Source organism: Neosynechococcus sphagnicola sy1 (genome assembly GCF_000775285.1).
GTDB lineage: Bacteria > Cyanobacteriota > Cyanobacteriia > Neosynechococcales > Neosynechococcaceae > Neosynechococcus > Neosynechococcus sphagnicola.
Genome location: NZ_JJML01000020.1, coordinates 1 through 23,187, shown reverse-complemented (window position 1 = coordinate 23,187; position 23,187 = coordinate 1). Strand labels below are relative to the sequence as shown.

Below are 23,187 nucleotides of genomic sequence, written 5' to 3'. Positions count from 1 at the left end.
CCACTTCTTCTGCTCTAGACGTAGACGCCGACTTACTTGAGATCCAGCAACCCCGTTTCCTTCAACTTGGGATTAAACCGAATTTGCATCCGTAAGCCCCGTTGCTCCAAAACAGCCAGAATCTCAGCTTCTACCCGCCGCGCCACATTTTTTAGGAGTTTCATCTGGGTCAGCTCATCCAAGGCATTGGCATAATTTGACTGCTCTTCAGGGGTCATTAACCCCTTGACATCAATGGGCTGGCTCCAACTAGCCTGTTCAGTGCCATTTCCAGGGGGGTACGGAACCATTTTCCGCCATCCAGGCTTCTCGGATCGTCTCTAGCATGGTGCGATTCGGACGGTCACTGGTTTGGACTTTTAGCCAATAACAGGCGTGGGGTCGCCGCACCAACAATTGCTGCAGGGTAAGAAAAATATCGCGGGAATAGCCAATAAATTGTAAGGTCTGTGATTGATCAAAGATGCCAAAAACACCAACCTGCCCCTGAAGTGAGTCTGGAAGTACTCCCTCCGCATCGATGTAAGGCAGAAACGGCAAGCTGGCAAGGGAGGGGAATTCAGAGACGGTCATAGCAGGGTTACACACAAGTTGGGCAAAATTCAAAGCCGGATTCCTAGGGCGATCGCTGTAGCCACTGCCAGAGACGAACCAGCAGCTTTTCCAACCACAGCAATGCCCGGTCTAGCCATTCCAGCAATTGCTCGAGGGGGTGTTTGACGTAGCCGACCACCGTTGCCTTGGTATCAATCCAATGGGGCTGGGATTCCAGGTCATAGGCGGTGGACAGGGGCGGGGTGATTTCATGGGCAGGATTCGCGATCGCCCTCAGGGAGGGCACTAATTCTGGATTTGCAGCCGATGGCGGTGACGTAGCGCCAATACCGGGGGCAGGCTGGATCGGGTGTGCTGGATGCTGCCGACGCTGGAGTTCTCCAATCCTGGGCGTCGCAGCTGTCTGGGAGCGTGGCAACCAAGCTTTGAGTTTCAGGGATCGCCACGCTGCAGCGGTGGGGGGAATCGCCGCCGCTAATAAGGAGGGGATCGTTGCCAACTGGCCCCTCTGGGCAGGCTGCACCACAGGTGGGCCGGCGAGGACAGGGGCGGGGGTTAGCTCACTTGGAATCAGGGGGGTCTCGGGGACTGCTCCAAGGGGCAACGACTGGGTTGGCACGGGAACTGCTGCGACGGCTGGAAAACTGGCTGGCTCCCCAAATAAATCTTGCAGCGTTAGCCAAGGATCGGTTGAGGATGCTGCCAGGACAGGGGGTTGGGGGTGTAATTCCAGGTGATCTGCCTGAATGGATGAGGCTTCAGGGGGTGAGGGGTGATTCGCTGGCGGCGGCAGGAGTCGCCTCAAAAGCAAGGCTTGGGGCGATGGGTCGGTGGAGGGTAGGGGGGCAACGGCAGTTGGCCTCAACCTTCGCAGTTCGGAGGGGACGGAAAGGTGCGGCTGGATTGCTTCTTGATCGGATCTTACCGGGGGTGCTGCTTGAAGCCAATGGACTTCTTGAAATAAATTCGCTGAGATGGCCACGGGGCCTCGTTGTACCCATGCCATTAACTGCCGCAGCCAGCGCACGGGGGGCAAGAGGGTGGGTCGATTTGCTGGAGGTGGCAGGGGAGCGAGCAAATCTCGATGGGCCAAGCGAATCGTGCGGCAGTCGTACCAATAGGCCGCAATTTCCCAGACAATTCGTTGCCATAATTGCTGTTGTTGTGCCGGGGTCAGCACGTCCAAGATTTGATTCTGGGGGGCAACTAAAACCAGCTCTCGGGTGGCTACCAAGGAGGCAATTCCTTGGATTTGAAACCCAGGGGTGGGGAGCAAAGACTGAGGGGGATGATCACCACGGCTGAGTTTTTGAGTCTGGATCTGTCGCGCTAGCACTGGTAGGGCTTGGATGGACACCCGCAGGTGGCTCCAAAGATGGGTCAACGATCCTTTAAGGGACTGCCCCACTCCCTCCAGGGTCATGGAGTCGGGCAAGGGATGCGGCGGGGCTGGCGACAAGGACTTCGGTAAGGCCGACGATCGGGCTGATTTCTGCACCGTCTTTACAGACTGGCGATAGTGGTGCCACCACTGCCGTACTCCCTCGAACCAATGGCGATCGCGGGGGATCTGCCAGGGATTTTCAAGGGTCGGTAGCTCTGGGGGTGAAGAAGGGACTGCCAAATGGACAGCCAGGGGGTGGTTGCAAGCAACACCCGTTGAATCGGTGCATCACAGTCAGGGGATTGGGCCTGTGTCTTTCCCAGGGGCAAGGCTCCCAATCCCCGATCCACGGTTGCTTGCAGGGGCCGACCGACCAGACGGGTCGCCTGAAACAAGGCATAGAGGGGATACAAAAACACCTGCACCCCCCACAGGGTTGCCATCCTGGCATGACGCAGGGCGCGATCGCTGCGATCGAACCAGCGGCGGCTGTTTTCAGATAGCAGGCGCAGAACCCTACTTTGGAAGCGACCAGAAGGGGTGGAAGACATGGAGATAGGGAGGAGGTGAAGCGGTACATTAGGGGCAGTCCCAGTCGGCGATCGCTCAACAGCGCGCAGTGCCTCCGGGGCTGTACATCCAGTGCCCTGATTTTATCCCAATCATGATCGCCCCCGTTACATCGTCCCCGGTTTTGATTCCAGATCCCATGACGCGGCTGCGGCGGTTCACCCAGCTCGACTTACAACCCCAGTGGCGAGTTTGCATCGCTGATTTGCCGATCGCAATCGCCACCCAATCCACCGCTTGGTCGCACTGGGAAACCGCCCAACTCAATGACAAGGCTCAGATTACCTGGGCACGGGGGCAGCAGGTGATCTGGTTGGGGCAAGCAATGCACATACCGGAACAGCTCCAGGGTTACCCATTGGCGGGTTTGCGGGGGCGACTGGCGATCAGTTGGTGGGCGGAACGGGCCGAAATTTTCGTCAACGGCCAGTTAGTGCAGACCGGGGATCTGTTTGACTGCGCCACCCGCCTGCTGGTGAGTAAGGAATCTGATCCCGCTGAGGTGATTGAAATTGCCCTGCGCTTGGTGAGCCCCGGGTCATGATCAGGGTGCCTGTGTGCGGACCCAGTTGTGCTTTGAGTCCACCAACCCAGCATTTCCGGAACCTGGCTTTATTGCCGATGAGCTGACGGTGTTACAGGGCTATCTCACCCGCTTTGAGCCGGAGAAACTCCCCGATCTGGAGGCTGCGATCGCCCCTATTCATTGGGAACTTCGAGGCGATCGCCCCGCCTTTGATCAAGAATTAGCCCAACTGCGCACCCGCCTCCAGCCCCTGACGGTGGGTCTGCAACAGCGACGGCTGCAACTGCTGGGCCATGCCCATTTGGATCTGGCCTGGTTGTGGCCTGTGAGTGAAACCTGGGAGGCCGCAGAACGCACCTTTGAATCAGCCTTAGGGTTACAACAGGACTTCCCTGACCTGATTTTTGGTCACTCCACCCCCGCCCTCTATGACTGGATCGAAACCCATCGCCCCCAACTGTTCCGCACCATTCAAGCCCAAGTAGCGGCAGGTCGCTGGGAAATTCTCGGCGGACTGTGGGTGGAGCCAGAACTGAATCTGATTGATGGTGAATCCCTGGTGCGGCAGGTGCTCTATGGGCAACACTACTGTTTGGAGAAATTTGGGGCGTTGAATGCGATCGCCTGGGTACCCGATAGTTTTGGCTTTTGCTGGCAACTGCCCCAGATCTTAAAACAGGGGGGCATTGAGTTTTTTGTCACCCAAAAACTCCGGTGGAACGACACCACTCAATTTCCCCATGCTGCCTTCTGGTGGCGATCGCCGGATGGCACCGAGATTTTTAGCCTCATGTCCGCTCTCATTGGTCAAGACATCGATCCGATCAAAATGGCGAACTATGCCTGGGAATGGGAAACCCAAACGGGGTTGTCCAACCCCCTCTGGCTTCCAGGCGTCGGAGATCATGGCGGTGGCCCCACCCGTGACATGCTAGAGACAGCCCAGCGCTGGCAGCTGTCCTCCTGCTTCCCCACCCTCAGCTTTACGACAGCCAGCGATTACTTGCAGTCCCTGCGCCAATCCGCGACGGATTTTCCGGTCTGGGACGATGAACTTTATCTGGAATTCCATCGGGGGTGTTACACCACCCACGCCGATCAAAAACGCTGGAACCGTCACTGTGAGGGATTACTCTACCAAGCAGAACTCTTCGCCTCCCTGGCAAGTTGGCTGACAGGAGCCGACTACCCCAAAACAGCCCTAGAGAAAGCGTGGAAACAGATGCTGTTCAATCAATTCCACGACATTTTGCCCGGTTCCTCGATCCCCCAGGTGTTTGAGGAGACGAACCAGACCTGGCAGCAGATCCATCAGGTAGGATCAGCCATTCTCGAAGCTTCCTTTGGGGCGATCGCGGCGGAGATTGATGTTTCCAACCTACCCCATGCCGACGCCCAACCCGTGGTGGTGTTCAATTCCCTCAACTGGGAGCGAACTGCTGTCGTGGCAATGCCCCTACCCAATGCTGCTTCATCCTGGCAAATTTACGATCCCGCTGGTCAGCTTGTGCCCTGCCAACGCACCGCTGACCACCTCCTGTTTCTCGCCCAAGGAGTCCCTGGGGCTGGCTATCAAAGTTACTGGCTCTGTCCCACCGCCACGAATGCGCCTACCCCCGCCCCACCCTCCGGATTTACCTTGGAAAACGACTGGCTGCGGGTGATCATTGATCCCCAGACCGGAGAAATTTCTAGCCTCTGGGATCACCGCGTTCAGAGGGAAATTCTCCGAGATCATGGCAATCAACTGCAAGCGTTTCAAGATCAAGGCCAGTACTGGGATGCCTGGAATATTGACCCGAACTACGCGCAGCACCCCTTACCCCCTCCCCAACTACAAGCCATTCGCTGGCTAGAATCTGGTTCCCTACAGCAGCGATTGCAGGTTGTCCGCCAACTAGGTCAATCTACCTTTTGGCAAGATTACATCCTGGAAACTGGGTCAGGAGTACTGCAAATTCAAACCACCGTTGATTGGCAAGAGCAACATGTGTTGGTGAAAGCAGCTTTTCCCCTGGCAATGGCGGCAGACTCCATTACTTACGAAACCCCCTGTGGGGCAATTCAGCGCCCCACCCGCCCCAGCGCCCCCAGAGAAGCAGCTCAGTGGGAAGTTCCAGCCCTGCGTTGGGCTGATTTAGGCACCTCAGACTACGGGATCAGTTTGCTGAACAACGCTAAATATGGCTATGATAGCCAATCCGATCAATTACGGCTGACCCTGCTCCGCAGTCCCACCTGGCCCGATCCCGAGGCGGATCAGGGGCTGCACCAATTTACCTATGCCCTCTACCCCCATACTGGCAGTTGGCAACGTGCCCAGACCGTCCAACGAGGCTATGAATTAAATCAACCCCTACAAGTCAGAGCCTACCCCGTCAGGGAAGCCTCAGCGACGGGACAGTTACCCTGCCGTAGCCAGCTGCTCCATTTACAGGCCGAGAATTTAGTCTTGATCGCTTGTAAACAAGCCGAGGCTAACCCCCAGCAATGGATTGTGCGCTGCTACGAGACCCAGGGAGCCATGGCTCAATTCCAGATGGAAAGTGATTTACCCCTGGAGATCATCCAGGCCGTTGACCTACTAGAGCGTCCTCCTCAGGAAGCTTGGCAACCAAGGCAAAGCGATGTCATTCAGCCCTGGCAGATTCGCAGTTTTCAGATTCAGTGTCGATCTAACGCCCCTCAGGCAATCTCGACAAATTTATAAATCACCACTCCGGTATCGGGATGATTGGCAACGCTGACATACCCGGCTTTTACCATTTCTTGCAGCGTGGACTCCACATCTGTAAAGCTGGCCCCGGTGTCCATCACCCCTTGAGTAACCGAGAGATAGCCATTATTGCCCTTGGCCACCTTGAGTAATTGCATCATCAACGTGTCGCGGGGCGCAGGGGAGAGCTGTTCAGCTGGGGGTTTGCCTCCGAGAGACAGATGGGCGATCGCAGCTAATAGAGCTGACTGCACCTCCCGCACCGTGCGCCCCTCCTTAGCACTGAGCACCTCACAGCTCCCCGCTGCGGTGTTAATCACCAACCAGTAGGTGGACTTTTGGTTGGCAAGCCAGACCACTCCGAAAATCAACAGCGGTAAGCCAATCAACAGAATACTGAAAATCGCCCCTAGGACAATACAGACAATGGGGCCAACTCGCTGGGGAGCTTCGGTGCGAATTTCGGCACTGCGAATACTGGTAATGGGGTAGGTTCCTCCATTCACCAGAAAGCTGTCGTCAGTGATTTGAATGCCCCTTTTGTTGTAAAACATTTGTCCTGCCATGATCACCCATGCTTTGCTCCTGTTAGTCACTAGCATAGAGCAAGTCCCCGTTGACCTTGGTGTAGGGGTCTGTCAGCCTATTTCCCAACCCGAATCCATCCCCGCAACCTTCACAGAGTCCTGGATTAGGAGGATCGACGCTTGGTGAAGGTGTAAATAATGCCGTGACTTCTGGGATCGGTGTAGCGGGTGGCAAAGCCATTCTCCACACATTGGTCTAAAAGTACGTGGGCATCCGAGTTGCTCAGCCCCGTGACGGCAGCAGCGTCGGGAACGGTCAGCACCCCCTCTCGCTCCTTCACTGCTTGAATCAGCCGTGCCATGATTTGTAGCTGACGAATGGCAGCCAATACCGCCGACTTCATCGACTCAATGGCCTGTCCATTTCGGGAACGCTTTACCCGCTTGCGCCCAGTCTCGGTTTGAACCACCAACCAATAGACGGGCTCCTGGGACATCCACCAGCGAATGCCAATGACCAAAATAATGATGCCCACAACCACAATTAATAGGAGTACACCCGCAAAAATACAGAGCAGCGGTTGCATCCGATTGGGATTTTCAACCTCTACCTCCACCCCCCGAATCTTGGAGAGCGGGTAGACTGTATCATCAACAATCAGTTGACTAGCGGTAACCCGCACCCCCTTGCCATCAAAGTAGACCTGCTCTGCCATATCCCTACTGTGAACATCTGAACAACAACGGTCATGACTGGGGCAAGTATCTCAGCCTGAACCATGAATCGACGACCCCAATTGACTGTGCCGTGATCCATGCCAGGTTTGCCTTGAGTTTAGCGGAGTCGGTCTGGTCAAACTCTAAGAACCGACTAACAACTCATTAAGGTCTGATGTTCACACCCCCTAGTCCTCCCCTAAAAGTTGACAGGCTAAGGCGATCTACTTGGGCAGACTGAATGCTGCAACCAACCAGGGTTCTGCAGATCTAAAGTTCTGTCAACTTCAGAAGGGGGATAGACGTGCGTTTGTTAAACTGGAGTGCATCAAAACGTCATCTTTCTGCACTGAAGTTCAACGTTGCCCAGGGTCAGTCCCGCAGCGATCGCACTGAGATAGAGAGCCAAAAACACCTATGGTAGACTCCCTGAAAAAACCTGCCTTTGAAGAAATTCGCCCCGGCGTCAAGGTTCCGGCCAAAGATACCATCCTCACGCCCCGGTTTTACACCACCGATTTTGATGAGATGGCGCGCATGGACATCTCGTGCAATGAGGATGAGTTGCAGGCAATCTTAGAAGAATTTCGGACGGACTACAATCGGCATCACTTCGTCCGGGATGCTGAGTTTGAGCAATCGTGGGCACACATTGATGGTGAAACTCGGCAGTTGTTCATTGAATTCTTAGAGCGCTCCTGCACCGCTGAGTTTTCTGGTTTCCTCCTCTATAAGGAGCTGGGTCGCCGCCTCAAGGATAAAAGCCCTGTTTTGGCAGAGTGTTTTAACCTGATGTCTCGGGATGAAGCCCGCCATGCTGGGTTCCTGAATAAGGCGATGTCAGATTTTGATCTGTCCCTCGATCTCGGGTTCCTGACCAAGAGCAAAAGCTATACCTTCTTCAAGCCGAAGTTTATTTTCTACGCCACCTATCTCTCGGAGAAAATTGGCTACTGGCGATACATCACCATCTTCCGCCATCTGGAAGCGCATCCAGAGCATCGAATTTATCCGATCTTCCGCTTCTTTGAGAACTGGTGTCAGGATGAAAACCGTCATGGTGACTTTTTTGATGCCATCATGCGCGCCCAACCCCAGTTCTTGAATGACTGGCAGGCGAAGCTCTGGAGTCGGTTCTTCCTGCTGTCGGTGTTTGCCACCATGTATCTCAACGATATTCAGCGGGCTGATTTCTACCGTGCGATTGGTCTCGATGCCCGGGAATACGACATCGAAGTCATCGAAAAAACCAACGCCACCGCCGCCCGAGTGTTCCCAGTGGTGCTGAATGTTGAGCATCCAGAGTTCTATCAACGGCTCGATGTTTGTATTGAAAACAATCGCAAACTGGCAGAAATTGCCAAGGCTCAAACTCCCAAGCTGTTGAAGTTCTTCCAAAAACTACCGTTCTATACCTCCAGTGCTTGGCAACTGCTGAAGTTGTATTTGATCAAGCCGATTGAGGTTGCCCCTACCCACGGTACTCCTCGGTAAGCGAAATTCAGAAGCCAGAATTCAGAAGGCAATGATCTCCTATCCCCTGCCTTCTGGATTCCTCCAGTACATCGTTTTTCCGGCTTTAATCTATGACTCCCTGTCTCCTATGGGCAGGTTTTTTTGTGCCCGCTACCTCGATGGCAACAGCGTCGTAACTGTTATTGGGCATTGGTGAGGACGATCCGCCCTCCCTACAGTCGCTAAAGTAGAGGTTGCGTCTAACAGTTTTATCGCCATGCCCTTTGCGTCTCTGATTCGAGCAATGGGGCGATCGCCCCTGAGTGCTGAACTGCTCACTAAACTGAAACAGCAGCAACACTTGAAACTGAGTGGCCTCTCGCGGTTATCCAAGGGTTTAGTCGCCTCGACCCTGGCTCAAGTCGCACCACGTCCCCTGTTGGTGATCGCTGCCACCCTAGAGGAAGCAGGGCGTTGGGCCGCTCAGCTCGAAGCCATGGGGTGGCAGACGGTGCATTTCTACCCAACTACCGAAGCCTCTCCCTACGAACCGTTTAATCCAGAATCGGAAATTACCTGGGGACAGTTGCAGGTTCTCGCCGATTTATTGGGGCAGAATTGGGAGTCCAATGCTGCTGCTCCCCGGATGGCAATTGTGGCAACCGAGCGGGCGCTGCAACCCCACCTGCCGCCGGTTTCCGTTTTTCAGGATTACTGCTTAACCCTACGTCAGGGCAGTGAACTGAGTCTAACGACCCTGAGTGAGCAATTGACCTGCCTCGGCTATGAGCGGGTGGCACTGGTGGAAACGGAAGCACAGTGGAGTCGGCGGGGGGACATTGTCGATGTCTTTCCCGTGGCGACTGAACTCCCTGTGCGCTTGGAGTGGTTTGGGGATGCGTTGGAACAACTGCGGGAATTTGACCCAGCCACCCAGCGATCGCTGGATCAGATCTCCCAACTAATGCTCACCCCCACGGACTATGCAGCGATGATTTTGCCCCATGTGGATGGGGGGATTTGGGAGCAGGTACAACCCCATCTGGGACTCCCAGAACTGGCGGATGCCTCCTCCGCCCGAGAAGGCATGCGGCGATTGTTGGGCTTGGCCTTCAAGCAACCCGCCTCTTTACTCGATTACCTACCGCCGCAGACGCTGATTGCCCTGGATGAACCGGCCCAGTGTCAAGCCCACGGCGATCGCTGGGTAGAAATGGCAACCGAGAGCTACCAACTCTTGCTGGGAAACCAGGCTGCCACGGTGTTACCCGCGATTCATCGCCCCTTTACTGAGGGATTGGCGGCTCTGTCTGTGTTTGATTGTTTGTACCTCCAAGAACTGGCAACGGTTGACAGTGGCTTAAATCTTGCCAGTCGCCCAGTTCCTGCCATCCCCCATCAGTTTGCCCGCTTGGCGGAAACCCTCCGGGAAGAGCGCGATCGCGGCTTTGCCATCTGGTTGATCTCGGCCCAACCCACCCGCTCGGTGTCGCTGTTACAGGAACATGACTGTCCAGCACAGTTCATTCCCAATCCGCGAGACTATCTAGCCATTGAGAAGCTCCAAACTCAGAAAATCCCCGTTGCCCTGAAATATTCTGGGCTAGCAGAACTGGAAGGCTTGATTTTACCGACCTTTCGGGTGGTGGTGGTCACTGATCGGGAATTCTTTGGTCAGCATAGTCTGGCCACCCCCAGCTATCTTCGCAAACGTCGCCGAGCTGCCTCGAAGCAGGTGGATGTTAATAAACTCCAACCCGGCGATTACGTGGTGCACAAACACCATGGCATCGGCAAGTTCCTGAAGTTAGAGCACTTGACCCTCAACCGTGAAACCCGCGAGTACTTAGTGATTCAGTACGCCGATGGCTTGCTACGAATCGCCGCAGACCAACTGGTTTCCCTGTCTCGTTTTCGGGGCATGGGGGAGGCGGCACCAGAACTCAACAAAATGTCCGGCAAAGCCTGGGAGCGCACCAAGAATAAGGTTCGCAAAGCCCTGAAGAAGGTAGCCTTTGATCTGCTGCAACTCTATGCCCAGCGATCGCAGCAACAGGGCTTTGCCTTCACCCCAGATACCCCTTGGCAGCAAGAGCTAGAAGACTCCTTTCCTTACCAACCGACTCCTGACCAACTCAAAGCGGTGCAGGATGTCAAGCGGGATATGGAAAACTCCCGACCCATGGATCGCCTTGTGTGTGGCGATGTGGGGTTTGGCAAAACCGAAGTTGCCCTTCGCGCCATCTTCAAGGCCGTGAATGGGGGGGAAACAGGTGGCGCTGCTGGCACCGACGACGATTCTGACCCAGCAACACTACCACACCCTTAAGGAGCGCTTTGCCCCCTATCCCATTCAGATTGGCCTGCTCAACCGCTTCCGCTCCCCAGAAGAACGCCGCCAGATTCAAGGTCGGCTGGCAACGGGAGAAATGGATGTGGTGGTGGGCACCCATCAGCTCTTGGGGAAAGATGTCCGTTTCCGAGATCTGGGTCTGTTAGTGGTGGACGAAGAGCAACGGTTTGGGGTAAACCAAAAGGAAAAAATCAAAACCCTGAAAACCCAGGTGGATGTGCTGACGCTGTCTGCTACCCCAATTCCCCGGACTCTGTATATGGCCCTCTCCGGCGTACGGGAAATGAGTTTGATTACCACCCCTCCGCCCTCCCGTCGAGCCATTAAAACCCATCTCGCCCCCTACGAGTCAGAGATCGTGCGTTCTGCCATTCGGCAGGAGCTAGACCGGGGGGGGTCAAATATTTTATGTCATGCCCCGGGTCGAAGGGATTGAGGATCGATCAGCGCAGCTACGGGAAATGCTTCCAGGGATTCGCTTGGCGATCGCCCACGGTCAGTTACCCGAAGCCGAACTGGAAACCACCATGCTCACCTTTAGCACGGGGGAAGCCGATGTCTTGCTGTGTACCACCATCATTGAATCGGGGCTGGATATTCCCAGGGTGAACACAATTTTGATTGAAGATGCCCAGCGGTTTGGTCTGTCGCAGCTCTACCAACTGCGGGGACGGGTGGGTCGTGCCGGTATTCAAGCCCATGCCTGGTTGTTCTACCCCGCCACTACCGCCCTGTCTGATCCGGCGCGGCAGCGGTTACGAGCCATTCAAGAATTTACCCAACTGGGTTCAGGCTACCAACTGGCGATGCGAGATATGGAGATTCGGGGGGTGGGCAACCTCTTGGGGGCTGAGCAGTCTGGGCAGATGGATGCCATTGGGTTCGATCTGTACATGGAAATGTTGCAGGAAGCGATTCAAGAAATTCAGGGTCAGGATATTCCCCAAGTGGACGATACCCAAGTGGATCTCAACCTCACTGCTTTTATCCCTGCTGATTACATCCCGGATCTTGATCAAAAGATGAGCGCTTACCGCGCCGTTGCCTCAGCCCGGGTCGCTGCTGAACTGACTCAAATTGCGGCGGACTGGAGCGATCGCTACGGGGTGATTCCGAAAGCAGCGCTGCAACTCCTGCGGGTGGTGGAACTGAAGCAGGTTGCCCGCAAGTTAGGCTTTGCCCGCATTAAACCCGAGGGGAACCAACACATTGTCCTGGAAACCCCAATGGAAGAACCCGCCTGGAAATTGATCGGCGGCCATCTCCCAGGGCACCTGCAATCTCGATTTGTCTATACTCCTGGCAAGGTGACCGTGCGCGGTCTGGGAATGCTGAGTGCCGATCAGCAATTAGAAAACCTGATTGATTGGTTGGGAAACCTTCAGAGTGCTATTCAACCCACCTGAAGTCATGCTTCAGAAAGTCTAAAGCCTATAAAAGTACCACTGATGATAAAAACTGTAAGGCCTTTCTGCATCAGAATTTCAGATATTTTAGCCTTAATAGGCTGAAACCTCTGTCAATCAAGGTTTTCAGTCGGTTTTCCTACTTTTAGAGGCCAGTGCCTAGGATTGAAGGTATAAAAGACTCGATCAAGTCTCGCGTCCATTGGGTGAGCAGGCGGCTGATGTTTAGAAAACACCCGCCTCGCCTTTGTCAAAGGCCTGCTTCCAGGTGTGGAAGCCTTCCAGTTCGGCTTCTATTACGGGTTCTGAGCCAATCTGCCTTTGACCTGCTGCCGCACCAGGCGGGCGATTAGGGACATGACCGAATCGAATATGCCACTCCCCGGACAAGGCAGCAGTACGTGCCTGTTCAAGCGAGTCGAACTCCGATTCACCGTAGGAGGCGCTAACGATTAACAAGTAATCATCGACCGGCGCAATAAAGCTTTTGCCCTGAATATTGATGGCCTCGCCCTTCTTGATGAAGACTCTATCAATCTTTAGGATCTTGGTGATCGCAAACTTGCCATCGCTACGGCATCTTGCAAGCAGATCCCCCTCTTTGAACGGGAACTGCTTGTACTCGGGAGGGAAGTAATTACCAGCGATCTCGGCCATGGTTTTAAAGACGAGAACAAATAGGGTGAGGAGCTTAGCGATGCGGTTCACTCTGATACCTAACGTATTCTATTCTCATACAGCAGACACTGATGGACTTGAGATTTGAACTGGAGATTAGCTCCGACTTAAAATAAGGCTCTGAAACAACCCATCCACGTTGAATATGGGCCGAATTCTCAATAATTCGTGTTTTCGGATAATCCTTTATCCGTAGGGGTTTCAGGAGTTTTCCGCACCACTAAGATCTCAAAGATGAATTTGGCTCAGGATCATCTGGAGCCGATCGTAGTCGTCCTTTAACAACAGACTCAGGGCGCGACCTGCCCGCACCAACCAGGTGCGATCGGCCCGGCGGAGTTGATAAACTTCCCGCATGGCCGCAGCGGTCAACGCATCCACGGGGGCACCGGGCAGGTGTAGCAGGGTTCGGAGAAAGTCCAGTTGGTCGCTGAAGTGAATAATTTCTCGGGGCTGACAGTGATACACCGCCTGATGAATTTGGGGGGGCGGGGGGGCAGATGCTGATAGATCGAGGCAGGTGGGGTCTGGGGGGGCGGCTGGCCACTGGTGCCCCGTTGAAACCCGAGGATGGCGGTGCGAAATTCGGTTTTCAGCATCGCAAAGATCTGGGGCTGCTGCTCCCGCAACTCCTGGAGGGACAGTCCCAAGGCTCTTGCCCGGTGGATAGAGTCAATGGGAGCGGTGGTGACGTGATAGACCACGCCATAGATCCAATTGTCTGACTCTTCATCCAGCGATCGCACCCAACTGCCGAAGGGGGGCATGGCCGGGAAACGCAAATCCTCCGGCTCCAAACATTGGGCCAGAAATTCCGTGGTCGCGGTTTCGATGACTTCCGCGAAATGATCGGGATGGCGATCGCGGGCGGTTAACTGGGGGAGCGGCAGCCGCATAACGAGACAGCTAGGAAGGAACGAGAGTGGCGAACCACCCCTCATTCATAACTGATTTCCCAGAAAACGGATACGGTGCGGCGGTGATTACTTGCCTTTCTTGCGGCCAGCAGCCAGATCCACAACGGTCAATTCGCTAAGACGAAAGGTGACTAACTTATCCCAGTTACCCCCCTCAAACAGCACCGCAGCTTTGCCATCACTGACGCGCTGCACCAGCCCTTGAAACTGGAAGTAGGTATCGGCGGGGTTAATCACGCGCACGGCTGAACCAGGGAGAATCATAGGGTTGTAGAGGGATTGAAGAATGGGGGTGTTATTACTTATATAGCTTAGTGGACTTTACCAGAGCGATCGCCGGATTTGATCCATCGAGATTTTAATTCCAGGGATTGAGGCACTGCTTACAACTTCATGCGTTGGCGATGGTTGGCCACGGACTCAACCAATCCGATCGCCAGAAAATTCATCAGCAGTGCCGAGCGACCATAACTCAGCCACGGCAGTGGAATGCCCGTGACGGGCGACAAGCCAATGGTCATGCCAATATTGACCAACACTTGGAAGATCACCATCGACAACACCCCAATGGCAATTAGGGAGCCGAAGGCATCCTTGGCATTTTGCGCCACGATCACGAGTCGTAGGCAGATCAACCAAAATGCCAGCAGCACCAACACACAGCCAATAAAACCCAGTTCCTCACCAATGGCAGTAAAGATAAAGTCCGTGTGTTGTTCAGGGATGAAGTTCAGTTGGGTTTGGGTACCCTTGTAGAGGCCGCGCCCCCACATTTCTCCAGCACCCACAGCAATCCGTGACTGAATCAAGTGGTAGCCGCCTCCCAGCGGGTCTGAATCTGGGTTGAGAAATAGAATCAAGCGACTTTTTTGGTAGGGCTTGAGGATACCCCAGAGGACATGACCCAGTTCCCCCGCCACTAGATTGACCGTCACCGCTGCCAGTGCCCCCGAACGTGGCCAGGGGAGCGTAAACCAGGCGATCGTTCCCAGAAACAATACCCAGCCCAACCACAGGGGCACCGAGATATTAAACAAAATTGCTGAGAGCGGTGGGGAAAGCAACAGCAACAACCAACCGGGGTTGGCCTGCCCCCAATAGAGCATTCCCAACGTAATGGCTCCAAACACCAGGGACGTACCGAGATTGGGTTCGAGGAACACCAATGCCCAGGGCACGGCGGTGATGGCCAGGGTTTTGAGCACGGCGGGGATGGTGGAGGCTGGTCGCTCGTGTAGCAGTGCCGCAATAGTGATAATAATCCCCAGCTTTGCAAATTCCGAGGGTTGCAGATTGAACCCGGCAATACTAATCCAGCGCTGGGCACCCAGCTCTGCACGGCCAATAAACATCACGGCTAAGAGCGAGAGATTGGTAATGCCGTAGATCCACCACCGCCAACGCAACAAGTGGTCGTACCGCCAGCGGGCGATCGCCAGTGCCAGTGCAATGCCCACAGCACCTGTGAGCCAGTGTTGCCACCAGTCCGTCCAGCCATGATTGAGTTCTACACTGCGAATCATGATCCCACCTAGGAATGTCAAGCCCAAGGGGAGAATAAACAGCCATCGATCCATTTCCTGCCAAGGTTGGAACAGGATTTTCCAGCGGATGCGCGGCAATGGTTGATGGAGCATCGTTTAGGGTTGGGTGTCCTTGGAAACTGTACTGGTCGTTATTTCGGAGAGCTTTGCCAGAGCGGGTAACTGTAAACCGGGGGGGTAGGTGCCTTCTTTCTTGATGCGAGTAATCTCAGCATCCGGGATCTGGATGTTCATGCGTTTGGCGACCGCACGGACAATATCCCCCCGGTCAATGACCCCCGATACTGCCCCAGCGGGGGAAAGGATGGTAATCCAGGGCAGGGTCTTGGCTTCTAAAGTTTCAATGACTTCCAATAACGGCGTGGTTTCTAGCACCGTCGGAATGTCGCTCAGGGCATGGACAATAGCGTGCAGGGATTGGGTTTCCCACTGGCTGCGTTCGACACGCCGCAGATCTTCCGCTGCCACTTGGCCGCGATAGCGCCCCTCCGAGGCCGCGAAGTAGACGGTTGGGCGATTTTCTTCTAAAAGATAGGTATCAGCAAACTGACGCAGGGTGATCTCAGCATCCACGACCCGGAAGTCCCGACTACTGGCATCTGCTGCGGTCAGTTGCTGCAATCCTTCCTGAAGATCGGTGAGGCGATCATAAGCGGTTGCATTTCGCAGCACAAACCAACCCAACAATGCCACCCAGAAACCAATGAACTGTCCCCTTAAAATTCCTAACCCTAACCCCCCTGCGATCGCAACACTGCCGAGGGTTTGTCCAGTTCTGGCGGCCCAATGCACGCCCTGAAAGCGATTGCCTGTAATTTTCCAGATCAATGCCTTGAGGACTTGTCCGCCATCCAGGGGGAGGGCGGGAATTAAATTAAACAAAGCCAGGAGCAAGTTTACCTGGGCCAAATTTGCAGCCAGCACCTGGGCCAATCCGGTGGTGACGGTTGCCAGCAGCAACGTCAGACCAAAAAGTCCTAAACTGACTGCTGGCCCCGCGATCGCCAACTGAAACGCCTTACCGGGGGTTTTCGATTCCTGTTCAATCGCAGCCACCCCACCAAACAAAAAGAGGGTAATCGAGTTCACCTTAATGCCCTGGGACAGCGCCACGAGGCTATGCCCTAGCTCGTGCAGTAACACCGAGCCAAACAGGAGTAGAGCCATCACCAGACCCGCACTCCAGATACGCACGCTGCCCCACTCCGGGTGAACGCTCTGCCAGTCGAGGCTGTAACCCACTGTCACCAGTGCCACAATAAACAACCAGGATGGGTCAATGTACAGGGGAATGCCAAACAGCGATCCAATGCGCCAACGTGCTTGCATGAAAGTTCTGGGCCTCTGTGAGGAGTGATTCGTTTGGTGGGCAAAACCCATCGTTCTCTCCCCATTTTGACATCCTCTTTGGTTTGCCCGTTGAGATTGGGGGGATGGGATAGGGCAGAATATCTATGATTTCTGACTCTCCTCCTCGGGCATTTTCAAGGACTGAGTTGCCATAGATCACCGATTACCGGGGTCAGCCGCCGCTGATATTGAGTTGCCAGTTGGGTGCGAAACGGTGCTGGCAAATTGAGTAAAAAGATTTCCTGTACCCCCCTGGGGAGGGCTGGGATCATGGGTTTGCTACTCACTTCTGGTAACAGCAACAGTAAGACATGGGGGTGGAGCTGATAACTAAGGGAGATGAGGTTGCCGGGGTTAATGCCATAGGCATCACTGATCAGCAGGGGATGGTTGGCTTGGTTCAGAATCTGGGCGATCGCAGGATTGTCTGCACTCACAGATTTGTTCCACCAAGTCTCTGCTTGGGTTGCTAGACCACAGGAGATCACCCCGGCCACGATCAGGGCGAAGAACACCGCCTCTCCCCATCTTTTGCCCCTCAGCGGGTTGGTGGTGCACAGATGGCTGATCAGGAATGCTACGGAGAGCTGCAAACCCAGAAAGATGGGAAACAAATAGCGAGTAATGATCGATCGCTGCCCACCTCCGAGGAGATCGGGCACGACGAGGGCGATCGCACTCACCCCAATCAGGGTGAAGACAAAGAGGGACGTTTGAGGAGGGGCGTGACGACCTAGCACCAAGAGGGCATAACCCTCCATACCGATGACTGCCAAGACCAGGAACCATTCCCAGGGATTGTTAAGGCCAACATTGCCATCGATAAAAATCCGACTGGCATTTAACACCCAATAATGCAGCAGGTCACCAAGGGAGAGGCGATCGCTGAGCCAATGGGTTGTGCGTTGAATATTCTCCAGGCCCGTGACCACATAGAATAACCAGGGGACAAATGCCACCGATGCCCCAACAGCAGCCAGTAGATAGGCAGACCATCGCTGCGTCCAGCAGCAACCTTCCAGCAGCCAGACATAAAGTCCATGGCTGAGCATTACCAGTGCAGTGAACAAAAAGGTATACAACCCTAGAACCAACGTCAGGGCATAGAGTCCCCAACTGGTCACCGTCTGTAACCGCAGAGCCTGCAACAGCGCCGCACTGGAGAGCAGGATCATCACCACCCAGAGGATATACTCTCGAGCCTCCTGGGCAAATAGCAGATCCAGGGGGGAAACAGCTACCAGGGCGATAGCAATCCAGGCCGTCAACGCCTCGGCAAATAATTCCTGGCAGAGCCAATACAGGGCCGGAAACATCAACAAACTCATCAAAACCGATAAACACCGGATGACCCAGATAGAATGTCCCCACCCCTGTGCCCACAGGCGCAGCACTATGAAGTAGAGGGGGGGATGTTGAGCATCCTCCTGACCCAGGAACTGCAGGGACTGGAGCAGGGTGCGGTGGGGGGCAAATTGTTGATAGTGCTGAAGATCCTGGGGCGACAAAACCCGCCCAGTAAACGCTTGGGATACCAATTCGCCTCGGGTATGGGCGGTGATCCGCAGCGATGTATAGACTTCATCATGCCAGTAGACTTTGTGAGCCAGATTGCCGAAGCGGCAGCCGACACTGAAGATCAGTAAGCCCAGCACCACCAGTTTGAACCACGTGGCAGGGAGTTTTTGGCTGTTCAGCATTTCAACCATCCCTAAACCGTTGACCCCATCCCAGTCCCTCTGAACGGCAGTGAAACAGACCTTCTCTAGGGGGTGATCCCGAAACCGGGCTAGACTTTGGCAACTGCAATGGGGCTGATCTCAACTTTGCGGTCAAACAAAACCCGAGGTTTTAACAAAATCTTCAGCAACAGCCAGAGGGATTGCACTTCTCCGGGAGAGGTACGGGTTTTCCACTGCCCTGGACGGCAGAACAGCATCTCCACCAGGGCGCGATGTTCCGCCAGCCCCACGGTGTCAAACTGCACCCGCACCACCGGAAATTCGTCCCGGAAGCCAGTGCTAGTGACGGTTCCTTGCAAGATCAGTGCCTCTTCTAAGATCTCAAGCTTGATCAGGGGCGCAGCCGCTGGCATCCACTGGGGAAAGCCACTCTGAGTCAGGGCAATTTCGGCTCCCCCCTCGGAGATCATGGTTGTGATGCCCCAGAAGCTGCGATCGCCCAACTCTAGGCGCACCATGCGCCGCAGATCAAACCACTCAAACAGATCCAGCTTCGGCACATCCAACAATACCAATACTGCAATGCCAATCAACACCAGGTTATAGCCACTCCACAGCCAGCCAATACTCAGCCCTTTTAACGATTCAGCGACCGCAGCAGCGCCCCAACCACCCTTAAGCATACACATCCCCAAGTTGCGCCAGAGGCTAATTGCCGTCGCCACAAACAACAGCATCAACGGCCAGGCTAAATTCCAGTTAAAAAAGTAGCGATCGCTGAGGGTGCCCTTGGGTGTGACGTTAAATCCCTTGGCAAAGGGGTTCAACATCACCTGCAGAACCGTAATCGACAATGGAATCGCCAAAATGAGGGAATAAATATCCGATAAAAAGGCAGAACGACTGCGATAGTTCAGCCAGGAAAACACCGATAAATTCACTAGGTAATAGGGCAAGAAGAAATACATCAACTCAGAGGTGGTGGCACGCACCGGCAGCACCCCTAAGAAGGAATAGGCAAGGGGCATTAGGAGAAACCCCACCCGAGAAATGCTAGTAAACCAATGCAGGATTCCTTCCGAATGGGCCAGCCGTTGCAGCAGACTCAAGCCCTTAATCGTCAGGGGGTTGGCGTCAATGAAAAACGCCTGGAGGGTTCCCCGAGCCCAGCGCAGACGTTGGGTAGCATGGGCAGAGATATTTTCTGCGGCCAGTCCAGCGCTCAATTTCTCATCCAGGTAAACCAAGCGATATCCCTGAGCTGCGAGGCGAATGCCCGTGAAATAGTCCTCACTCAGGGAATCAGTGACAAACCCTCCCGCAGCGTCCAAGGCAGTGCGCCGCACCACAAAGGAGGTTCCAGAACAAATCACACTCCCGGCTCCATCGCGGATCGGTTGAATTTGACGGTAGAACACCTCTTCTTCGGGGGTGAGGATGTTTTCCAGTCCCAGGTTACGGGCAATGGGATCGGAATTGTAAAAACATTGAGGCGTTTGCACCAAACCCAGGGTGGCATCCTGGAAAAATCCAACGGTGCGGGTTAAGAAATTGCGGGTGGGAACAAAATCGGCATCAAAGACAACGATCAGTTCTCCGTCGGTACGGGCGATCGCATGGTTGAGATTCCCTGCCTTGGCATAGCGATGATCGGTACGGGTAAGATACTCACACCCCAGCTGGACGGCAAGTTCCGCTACCTCTGGACGTTGGGTGTCATCCAACAGATAAATGCGTTTGAAGCCATAGTCCAAGGCCTGACACCCGAGAACCGTGCGGCGCAAAATAAACGTCGGCTCGTTGTAGGTGGGGATCAAAATATCAACAGTGGGGGTAAAGATCCCCTCTAGAACTGCCCTGGATTTCTGGGTAGCTTCCTGATGGCGTTCTTTGACATTCAGCATCAGAAATAGCTGGATCGTCGTACTGCTCAGCACAATCATTTCCAGCAAAAATAACCCTAAACTGAACACCCCATTTAGGGGATCACTTAAATTCAAGGTCGAGAGCGATCGCCAGAGAAAGTAGCGAAGGGTTAGCACTAACAACAGCGTCACCACAATCCGTCGCGACCAGGGGCGGGGACGGGGCGAGACTTGCATCACTCCTAAGACAATCAGCAGCAAGATCACCGTGGGAACTAGCAAAAATTCCCCAGCGACCATCGGCACTTGTAACCACAGGGGGGGATATTCTTGGAGCTCCGCCAGCCTTCTGAATAGATCACGAATCAGTCCCTCCCCAGCAAACCAGCCGATGACAACAGCTGCTGAGATCACTAGCACCCCTAACATGATCAGGGTGGCAAGGGGGGGGTTGGGCAAGGTGAGGGAACGAGTAGGCTCAGAGCTTTGGTTGCCAGTCCTTGAAAGGGTCATTCAGGCATCCTCAAATAGGTAGGAGTCTCAGAATTCCAGGTTCTCAGTTACGGCACAGTTATTTCTCAGCCAACATTCATGCGAGCATCGGAAGTAACGCTTAAAGTAACAGGGGATAGCCCTGAAAGCAGATTTCCCGAACTTGCAAGTGAATCATCCCACTGACATAGCATCTATTCTAATGATCCGTCGTGGTACTGGTTGGTTCCCATCAACCGTGCCAGCGGCTGCGAACGCTCCCATGCCTGCCATGCACCTCCCTGCTGACCCCGTTCACATCCCCCTGTAGGATCAGAAGTTAAAGTCCCTGAACCACTGCCGAGGTTTCCTATGGAGACAAAAGATCTCTTCGCCCTTGTCCACCCAGCGATCGCCGTCACCGTTGTCTTTCCCCTGATTGGGATTGTGATCCATTTTGCCTGGCAAACCCGCCAACGCCGACTCCAGCCGTCAGGGGAGAGCAAAAGTAAAATTCCCCCCACGGTTGGTCGTGACCATGTACAACTCGGCAAGCGGTTAACGGGAGCAGTAGTGGGGGTGTGTTTGTTGGGGTTAGCCTTCCCGACCGTTAGTCAAGCCCTGCAAAACCAGACCTTTACGAAACAGCCTTGGGAAGCCTTGTTCTTGGTGCTGATGTTTGCCGCTACGATAGCCTCGCTGGTGTTCTTATATCAGGCGCATTCCCGACTTTGGCGAGTGGTATTCACGGTGCTCACCAGCCTTGGGGTCTTGGTCATTGGTTTTCAAGATAGCCTGCTAGGACGGCAGCAGCCCTGGATTTATCGTCGGGATTTCGAGTGGCAAGTTTCCCACTTTTACTACGGCATCGTCGTCACAGTTTTGATGATTATTTCCCTGGCAATTGTGCAGGAAATTTATCAAGATCGTTCAAACCGCTGGCGCTTGGCTCATATCTGCTTGAACAGCATTGCCCTGTTGCTGTTTATCGGTCAGGGGATGACAGGGACTCGCGATCTTTTAGAAATTCCCTTGAGTTGGCAGGAACCCTATGTCTATTCCTGCGATTTTGTGAAAAAAACCTGCCCGACTCCCACCCCCCCACCGGGTCAACCGTAGGAGGCTCAGTTGGAGTCACCCTGTCTGGCACCCTATCACCTGGGTTACTGACTCAACTGCAAGGGTGATCCCTAGAGAAATTCCAGGCGTTGGGGGAGGCTTTGTTAGATTTTGCCACTCCATCCGATCTAGATAACTGGTTGAAATCTGTTTAAGGGGTGGGGACAACGGTTCTGGGCGCAGGTGCTCCGCGATCGCGAGAGTGACCTCCCGTGTTGCTCAAGACTACTTTTCCTAGGGCTGCATCAGAGATATTTGAGTTCTTTGGGGGAGCGATCGGGCTATTTTCTCCAGAGGTGGAGCTATTTTGTAAAACGTTTTACATTTTTTCTCGGTGATCCGAGTTCCAGGGTGCAATCATCGAGTTATTTTGTAAAACGTTTTACATTTTTTCGCGATCGCTCGACCTCCAAGCCTCAGTCCTGAGGTTCTTCGTTAGAGAGGTCAATCAGGAACGGGAGTCTCTCTTTAATTGTGGCGATGGCTGTGTGGATGGCTTCGCGATCGCTGGGCAACAGGCTGGCACCAACTCGATTTTCCACAAGTTTTTTCCTGTAATCTATCTGCGTCGGTCGTAGTCTAGTATTACTTGAAAATATCCTAGAGCAGAAAAATAGTCAGTTTTAACCTCTTAGGTTGTACAGTTCACTCTGGCATCGGTGGTCATAATCAACCCTAAGGGCGAGTACCGAATCTTTAAGCATCGCCCCCACACCTAGACAAACTGGAAATAACTATCTCCCAGATTGAGTCCCGAGACATCCTTAACAATGCCTACCAACTCATCCACCGCCTCATCCTTGAAGATCGCTGTGCCAGAGATGCCACCAAAGGGAGACGCTGCTAAGACATAATCACTGGCAACACCTGTCAGTTGAATCACATCCAGGAGCGTGCTGAAATCCGTAATCAAACCATAATCACCCAGCCCAGACGTTCCCGTATTGCCATCGTTGTAAAACTCAGCCAAGACAAATAAATCACTGCCAGCTCCTCCCGTAAGCGTGTCAATAGCACCCACTCCTAAATCTCCACTGCCAGCCCCCGTGAGGGTATCAGCATCATCACCGCCACTGAGATTATCTCTGCCTGCACCCCCCACCAAACTGTCCGCTCCCACTCCCCCACTGAGATTGTTATTGACCGTGCTGCCAATCAGGGTGTCATTGAAGGCTGAACCACTGACATTCTCAATACTGATGAGCACATCGCCAGCGGCATCACCACCACTCCCCACACCCGTACTCAAGTTGATTGAAACACCCACACTCGAGGCACTGTAACTCGTATTGTCAGTGCCACCCCCACCGTCGATACTGTCTGCTCCGACTCCTCCTGTGAGACCGTTATTG

General features: G+C 54.2%; 17 protein-coding genes and 4 pseudogenes. 7 read left to right on the top strand and 14 right to left on the bottom strand.

Features of this window, described 5'->3' with window-relative positions; all coding sequences use genetic code 11:
• Positions 1-32: 32 nt before the first annotated feature.
• The 3 genes and pseudogenes from DO97_RS31060 to DO97_RS31055 form a co-directional block, all read right to left on the bottom strand.
• Positions 33-573: pseudogene (locus DO97_RS31060) on the bottom strand (GIY-YIG nuclease family protein).
• A gap of 43 nt (positions 574-616) precedes the next feature.
• Entirely contained in the window at positions 617-1,978 is a 1,362-nt protein-coding gene (locus DO97_RS10300) for a hypothetical protein (protein ID WP_476703521.1), read from the bottom strand.
• An 80-nt stretch (positions 1,979-2,058) separates the two neighbouring features.
• Entirely contained in the window at positions 2,059-2,490 is a 432-nt protein-coding gene (locus DO97_RS31055) for a hypothetical protein (protein ID WP_476703520.1), read from the bottom strand.
• Between the two features lie 113 nt (positions 2,491-2,603).
• On the opposite strand from DO97_RS31055, the pseudogene DO97_RS10290 reads away from it, so the two are divergent.
• Positions 2,604-5,745 (top strand): annotated as a pseudogene (locus DO97_RS10290) (alpha-mannosidase).
• Here DO97_RS10290 and DO97_RS20960 read toward each other — a convergent pair.
• Together DO97_RS20960 and DO97_RS10280 are read right to left on the bottom strand one after the other, a co-directional pair.
• A complete protein-coding gene (locus DO97_RS20960; RefSeq protein ID WP_052128608.1) occupies positions 5,721-6,317 on the bottom strand; it encodes a DUF6232 family protein in 597 nt (198 codons plus the stop codon). The pseudogene DO97_RS10290 and the gene DO97_RS20960 sit on opposite strands and share 25 nt — an antisense overlap.
• Before the next feature lie 125 nt (positions 6,318-6,442).
• Positions 6,443-6,994, bottom strand: a complete 552-nt coding sequence (locus DO97_RS10280; protein ID WP_036533108.1) for a DUF6232 family protein — start codon at positions 6,992-6,994, stop codon at positions 6,443-6,445.
• Positions 6,995-7,412: 418 nt separating this feature from the next.
• Here DO97_RS10280 and acsF point away from each other — a divergent pair, with 418 nt between their 5' ends.
• The 4 genes from acsF (at position 7,413) to DO97_RS31040 (ending at position 12,209) form a co-directional block, all read left to right on the top strand.
• Positions 7,413-8,489 (top strand): magnesium-protoporphyrin IX monomethyl ester (oxidative) cyclase, encoded by a 1,077-nt coding sequence (gene acsF / locus DO97_RS10275; protein ID WP_036533106.1) that lies wholly within the window; start codon positions 7,413-7,415, stop codon positions 8,487-8,489.
• Between the two features lie 238 nt (positions 8,490-8,727).
• Entirely contained in the window at positions 8,728-10,779 is a 2,052-nt protein-coding gene (locus DO97_RS31050; protein WP_338038543.1) for a CarD family transcriptional regulator, read from the top strand.
• Positions 10,709-11,239, top strand: a complete 531-nt coding sequence (locus DO97_RS31045) for a DEAD/DEAH box helicase (protein WP_338038542.1) — start codon at positions 10,709-10,711, stop codon at positions 11,237-11,239. The genes DO97_RS31050 and DO97_RS31045 overlap by 71 nt, the downstream gene beginning before the upstream one ends.
• Positions 11,217-12,209, top strand: coding sequence for a TRCF domain-containing protein (locus DO97_RS31040; RefSeq protein ID WP_338038540.1), 993 nt, complete (start codon positions 11,217-11,219; stop codon positions 12,207-12,209). The genes DO97_RS31045 and DO97_RS31040 overlap by 23 nt, the downstream gene beginning before the upstream one ends.
• 225 nt (positions 12,210-12,434) lie before the next feature.
• Here the strand turns inward: DO97_RS31040 and DO97_RS10265 are convergent, their stop codons facing one another.
• The 7 genes and pseudogenes from DO97_RS10265 to DO97_RS10235 all read right to left on the bottom strand — a co-directional run bounded on the left by DO97_RS10265 (position 12,435) and on the right by DO97_RS10235 (position 20,758).
• A complete protein-coding gene (locus DO97_RS10265) occupies positions 12,435-12,917 on the bottom strand; it encodes a hypothetical protein (protein ID WP_204368563.1) in 483 nt (160 codons plus the stop codon).
• A gap of 198 nt (positions 12,918-13,115) precedes the next feature.
• Positions 13,116-13,783 (bottom strand): annotated as a pseudogene (locus tag DO97_RS10260) (HAS-barrel domain-containing protein).
• 87 nt (positions 13,784-13,870) lie between these two features.
• Entirely contained in the window at positions 13,871-14,068 is a 198-nt protein-coding gene (locus DO97_RS10255; protein ID WP_036533105.1) for an NAD(P)H dehydrogenase subunit NdhS, read from the bottom strand.
• Positions 14,069-14,187: 119 nt separating this feature from the next.
• Complete coding sequence (gene rodA / locus DO97_RS10250; protein WP_036533104.1) at positions 14,188-15,441, bottom strand: rod shape-determining protein RodA; 1,254 nt, start codon at positions 15,439-15,441, stop codon at positions 14,188-14,190.
• Between the two features lie 3 nt (positions 15,442-15,444).
• Positions 15,445-16,677 carry a site-2 protease family protein gene (locus DO97_RS10245; RefSeq protein WP_036533103.1) on the bottom strand — a complete coding sequence of 411 codons (1,233 nt, stop codon included), beginning with the start codon at positions 16,675-16,677 and terminating at the stop codon, positions 15,445-15,447.
• 155 nt (positions 16,678-16,832) lie between these two features.
• A complete protein-coding gene (locus tag DO97_RS10240; protein ID WP_052128607.1) occupies positions 16,833-18,407 on the bottom strand; it encodes a glycosyltransferase family 39 protein in 1,575 nt (524 codons plus the stop codon).
• Positions 18,408-18,487: 80 nt separating this feature from the next.
• Positions 18,488-20,758: a glycosyltransferase gene (locus DO97_RS10235; protein ID WP_036533101.1), complete on the bottom strand. Its 2,271-nt coding sequence runs from the start codon at positions 20,756-20,758 to the stop codon at positions 18,488-18,490.
• Between the two features lie 330 nt (positions 20,759-21,088).
• Between DO97_RS10235 and DO97_RS10230 the strand changes: the two genes are divergently transcribed.
• The gene (locus DO97_RS10230) at positions 21,089-21,835 is read left to right on the top strand and encodes a DUF4079 domain-containing protein (protein WP_036533099.1); all 747 of its coding nucleotides are present in this window, start codon (positions 21,089-21,091) and stop codon (positions 21,833-21,835) included.
• Between the two features lie 77 nt (positions 21,836-21,912).
• A pseudogene (locus DO97_RS30235) lies at positions 21,913-21,990 on the top strand (DUF4351 domain-containing protein); the annotation flags it as partial.
• Between the two features lie 261 nt (positions 21,991-22,251).
• Here DO97_RS30235 and DO97_RS27605 read toward each other — a convergent pair.
• Both DO97_RS27605 and DO97_RS24390 read right to left on the bottom strand, forming a co-directional pair.
• Positions 22,252-22,377, bottom strand: coding sequence for a hypothetical protein (locus DO97_RS27605; RefSeq protein ID WP_275574993.1), 126 nt, complete (start codon positions 22,375-22,377; stop codon positions 22,252-22,254).
• A gap of 173 nt (positions 22,378-22,550) precedes the next feature.
• Positions 22,551-23,187, bottom strand: a 637-nt coding sequence (locus DO97_RS24390) for a calcium-binding protein (RefSeq protein ID WP_036533097.1), incomplete at its 5' end; no start/stop codon positions are given.

Excerpts from the sequence above, each read along its gene's own strand:
- DO97_RS31040 (WP_338038540.1), top strand. The coding sequence starts at position 11,217 with ATGCCCCGGGTCGAAGGGATTGAGGATCGATCAGCGCAGCTACGGGAA.
- DO97_RS10255 (WP_036533105.1), bottom strand. The coding sequence starts at position 14,068 with ATGATTCTCCCTGGTTCAGCCGTGCGCGTGATTAACCCCGCCGATACC.
- DO97_RS31050 (WP_338038543.1), top strand. The coding sequence starts at position 8,728 with ATGCCCTTTGCGTCTCTGATTCGAGCAATGGGGCGATCGCCCCTGAGT.
- DO97_RS31055 (WP_476703520.1), bottom strand. The coding sequence starts at position 2,490 with ATGTCTTCCACCCCTTCTGGTCGCTTCCAAAGTAGGGTTCTGCGCCTG.
- acsF (WP_036533106.1), top strand. The coding sequence starts at position 7,413 with ATGGTAGACTCCCTGAAAAAACCTGCCTTTGAAGAAATTCGCCCCGGC.
- DO97_RS31045 (WP_338038542.1), top strand. The coding sequence starts at position 10,709 with ATGGGGGGGAAACAGGTGGCGCTGCTGGCACCGACGACGATTCTGACC.
- DO97_RS10300 (WP_476703521.1), bottom strand. The coding sequence starts at position 1,978 with ATGACCCTGGAGGGAGTGGGGCAGTCCCTTAAAGGATCGTTGACCCAT.
- DO97_RS10245 (WP_036533103.1), bottom strand. The coding sequence starts at position 16,677 with ATGCAAGCACGTTGGCGCATTGGATCGCTGTTTGGCATTCCCCTGTAC.
- DO97_RS10235 (WP_036533101.1), bottom strand. The coding sequence starts at position 20,758 with ATGACCCTTTCAAGGACTGGCAACCAAAGCTCTGAGCCTACTCGTTCC.
- DO97_RS20960 (WP_052128608.1), bottom strand. The coding sequence starts at position 6,317 with ATGGCAGGACAAATGTTTTACAACAAAAGGGGCATTCAAATCACTGAC.
- rodA (WP_036533104.1), bottom strand. The coding sequence starts at position 15,441 with ATGCTCCATCAACCATTGCCGCGCATCCGCTGGAAAATCCTGTTCCAA.
- DO97_RS10280 (WP_036533108.1), bottom strand. The coding sequence starts at position 6,994 with ATGGCAGAGCAGGTCTACTTTGATGGCAAGGGGGTGCGGGTTACCGCT.
- DO97_RS10240 (WP_052128607.1), bottom strand. The coding sequence starts at position 18,407 with ATGGTTGAAATGCTGAACAGCCAAAAACTCCCTGCCACGTGGTTCAAA.
- DO97_RS10230 (WP_036533099.1), top strand. The coding sequence starts at position 21,089 with ATGGAGACAAAAGATCTCTTCGCCCTTGTCCACCCAGCGATCGCCGTC.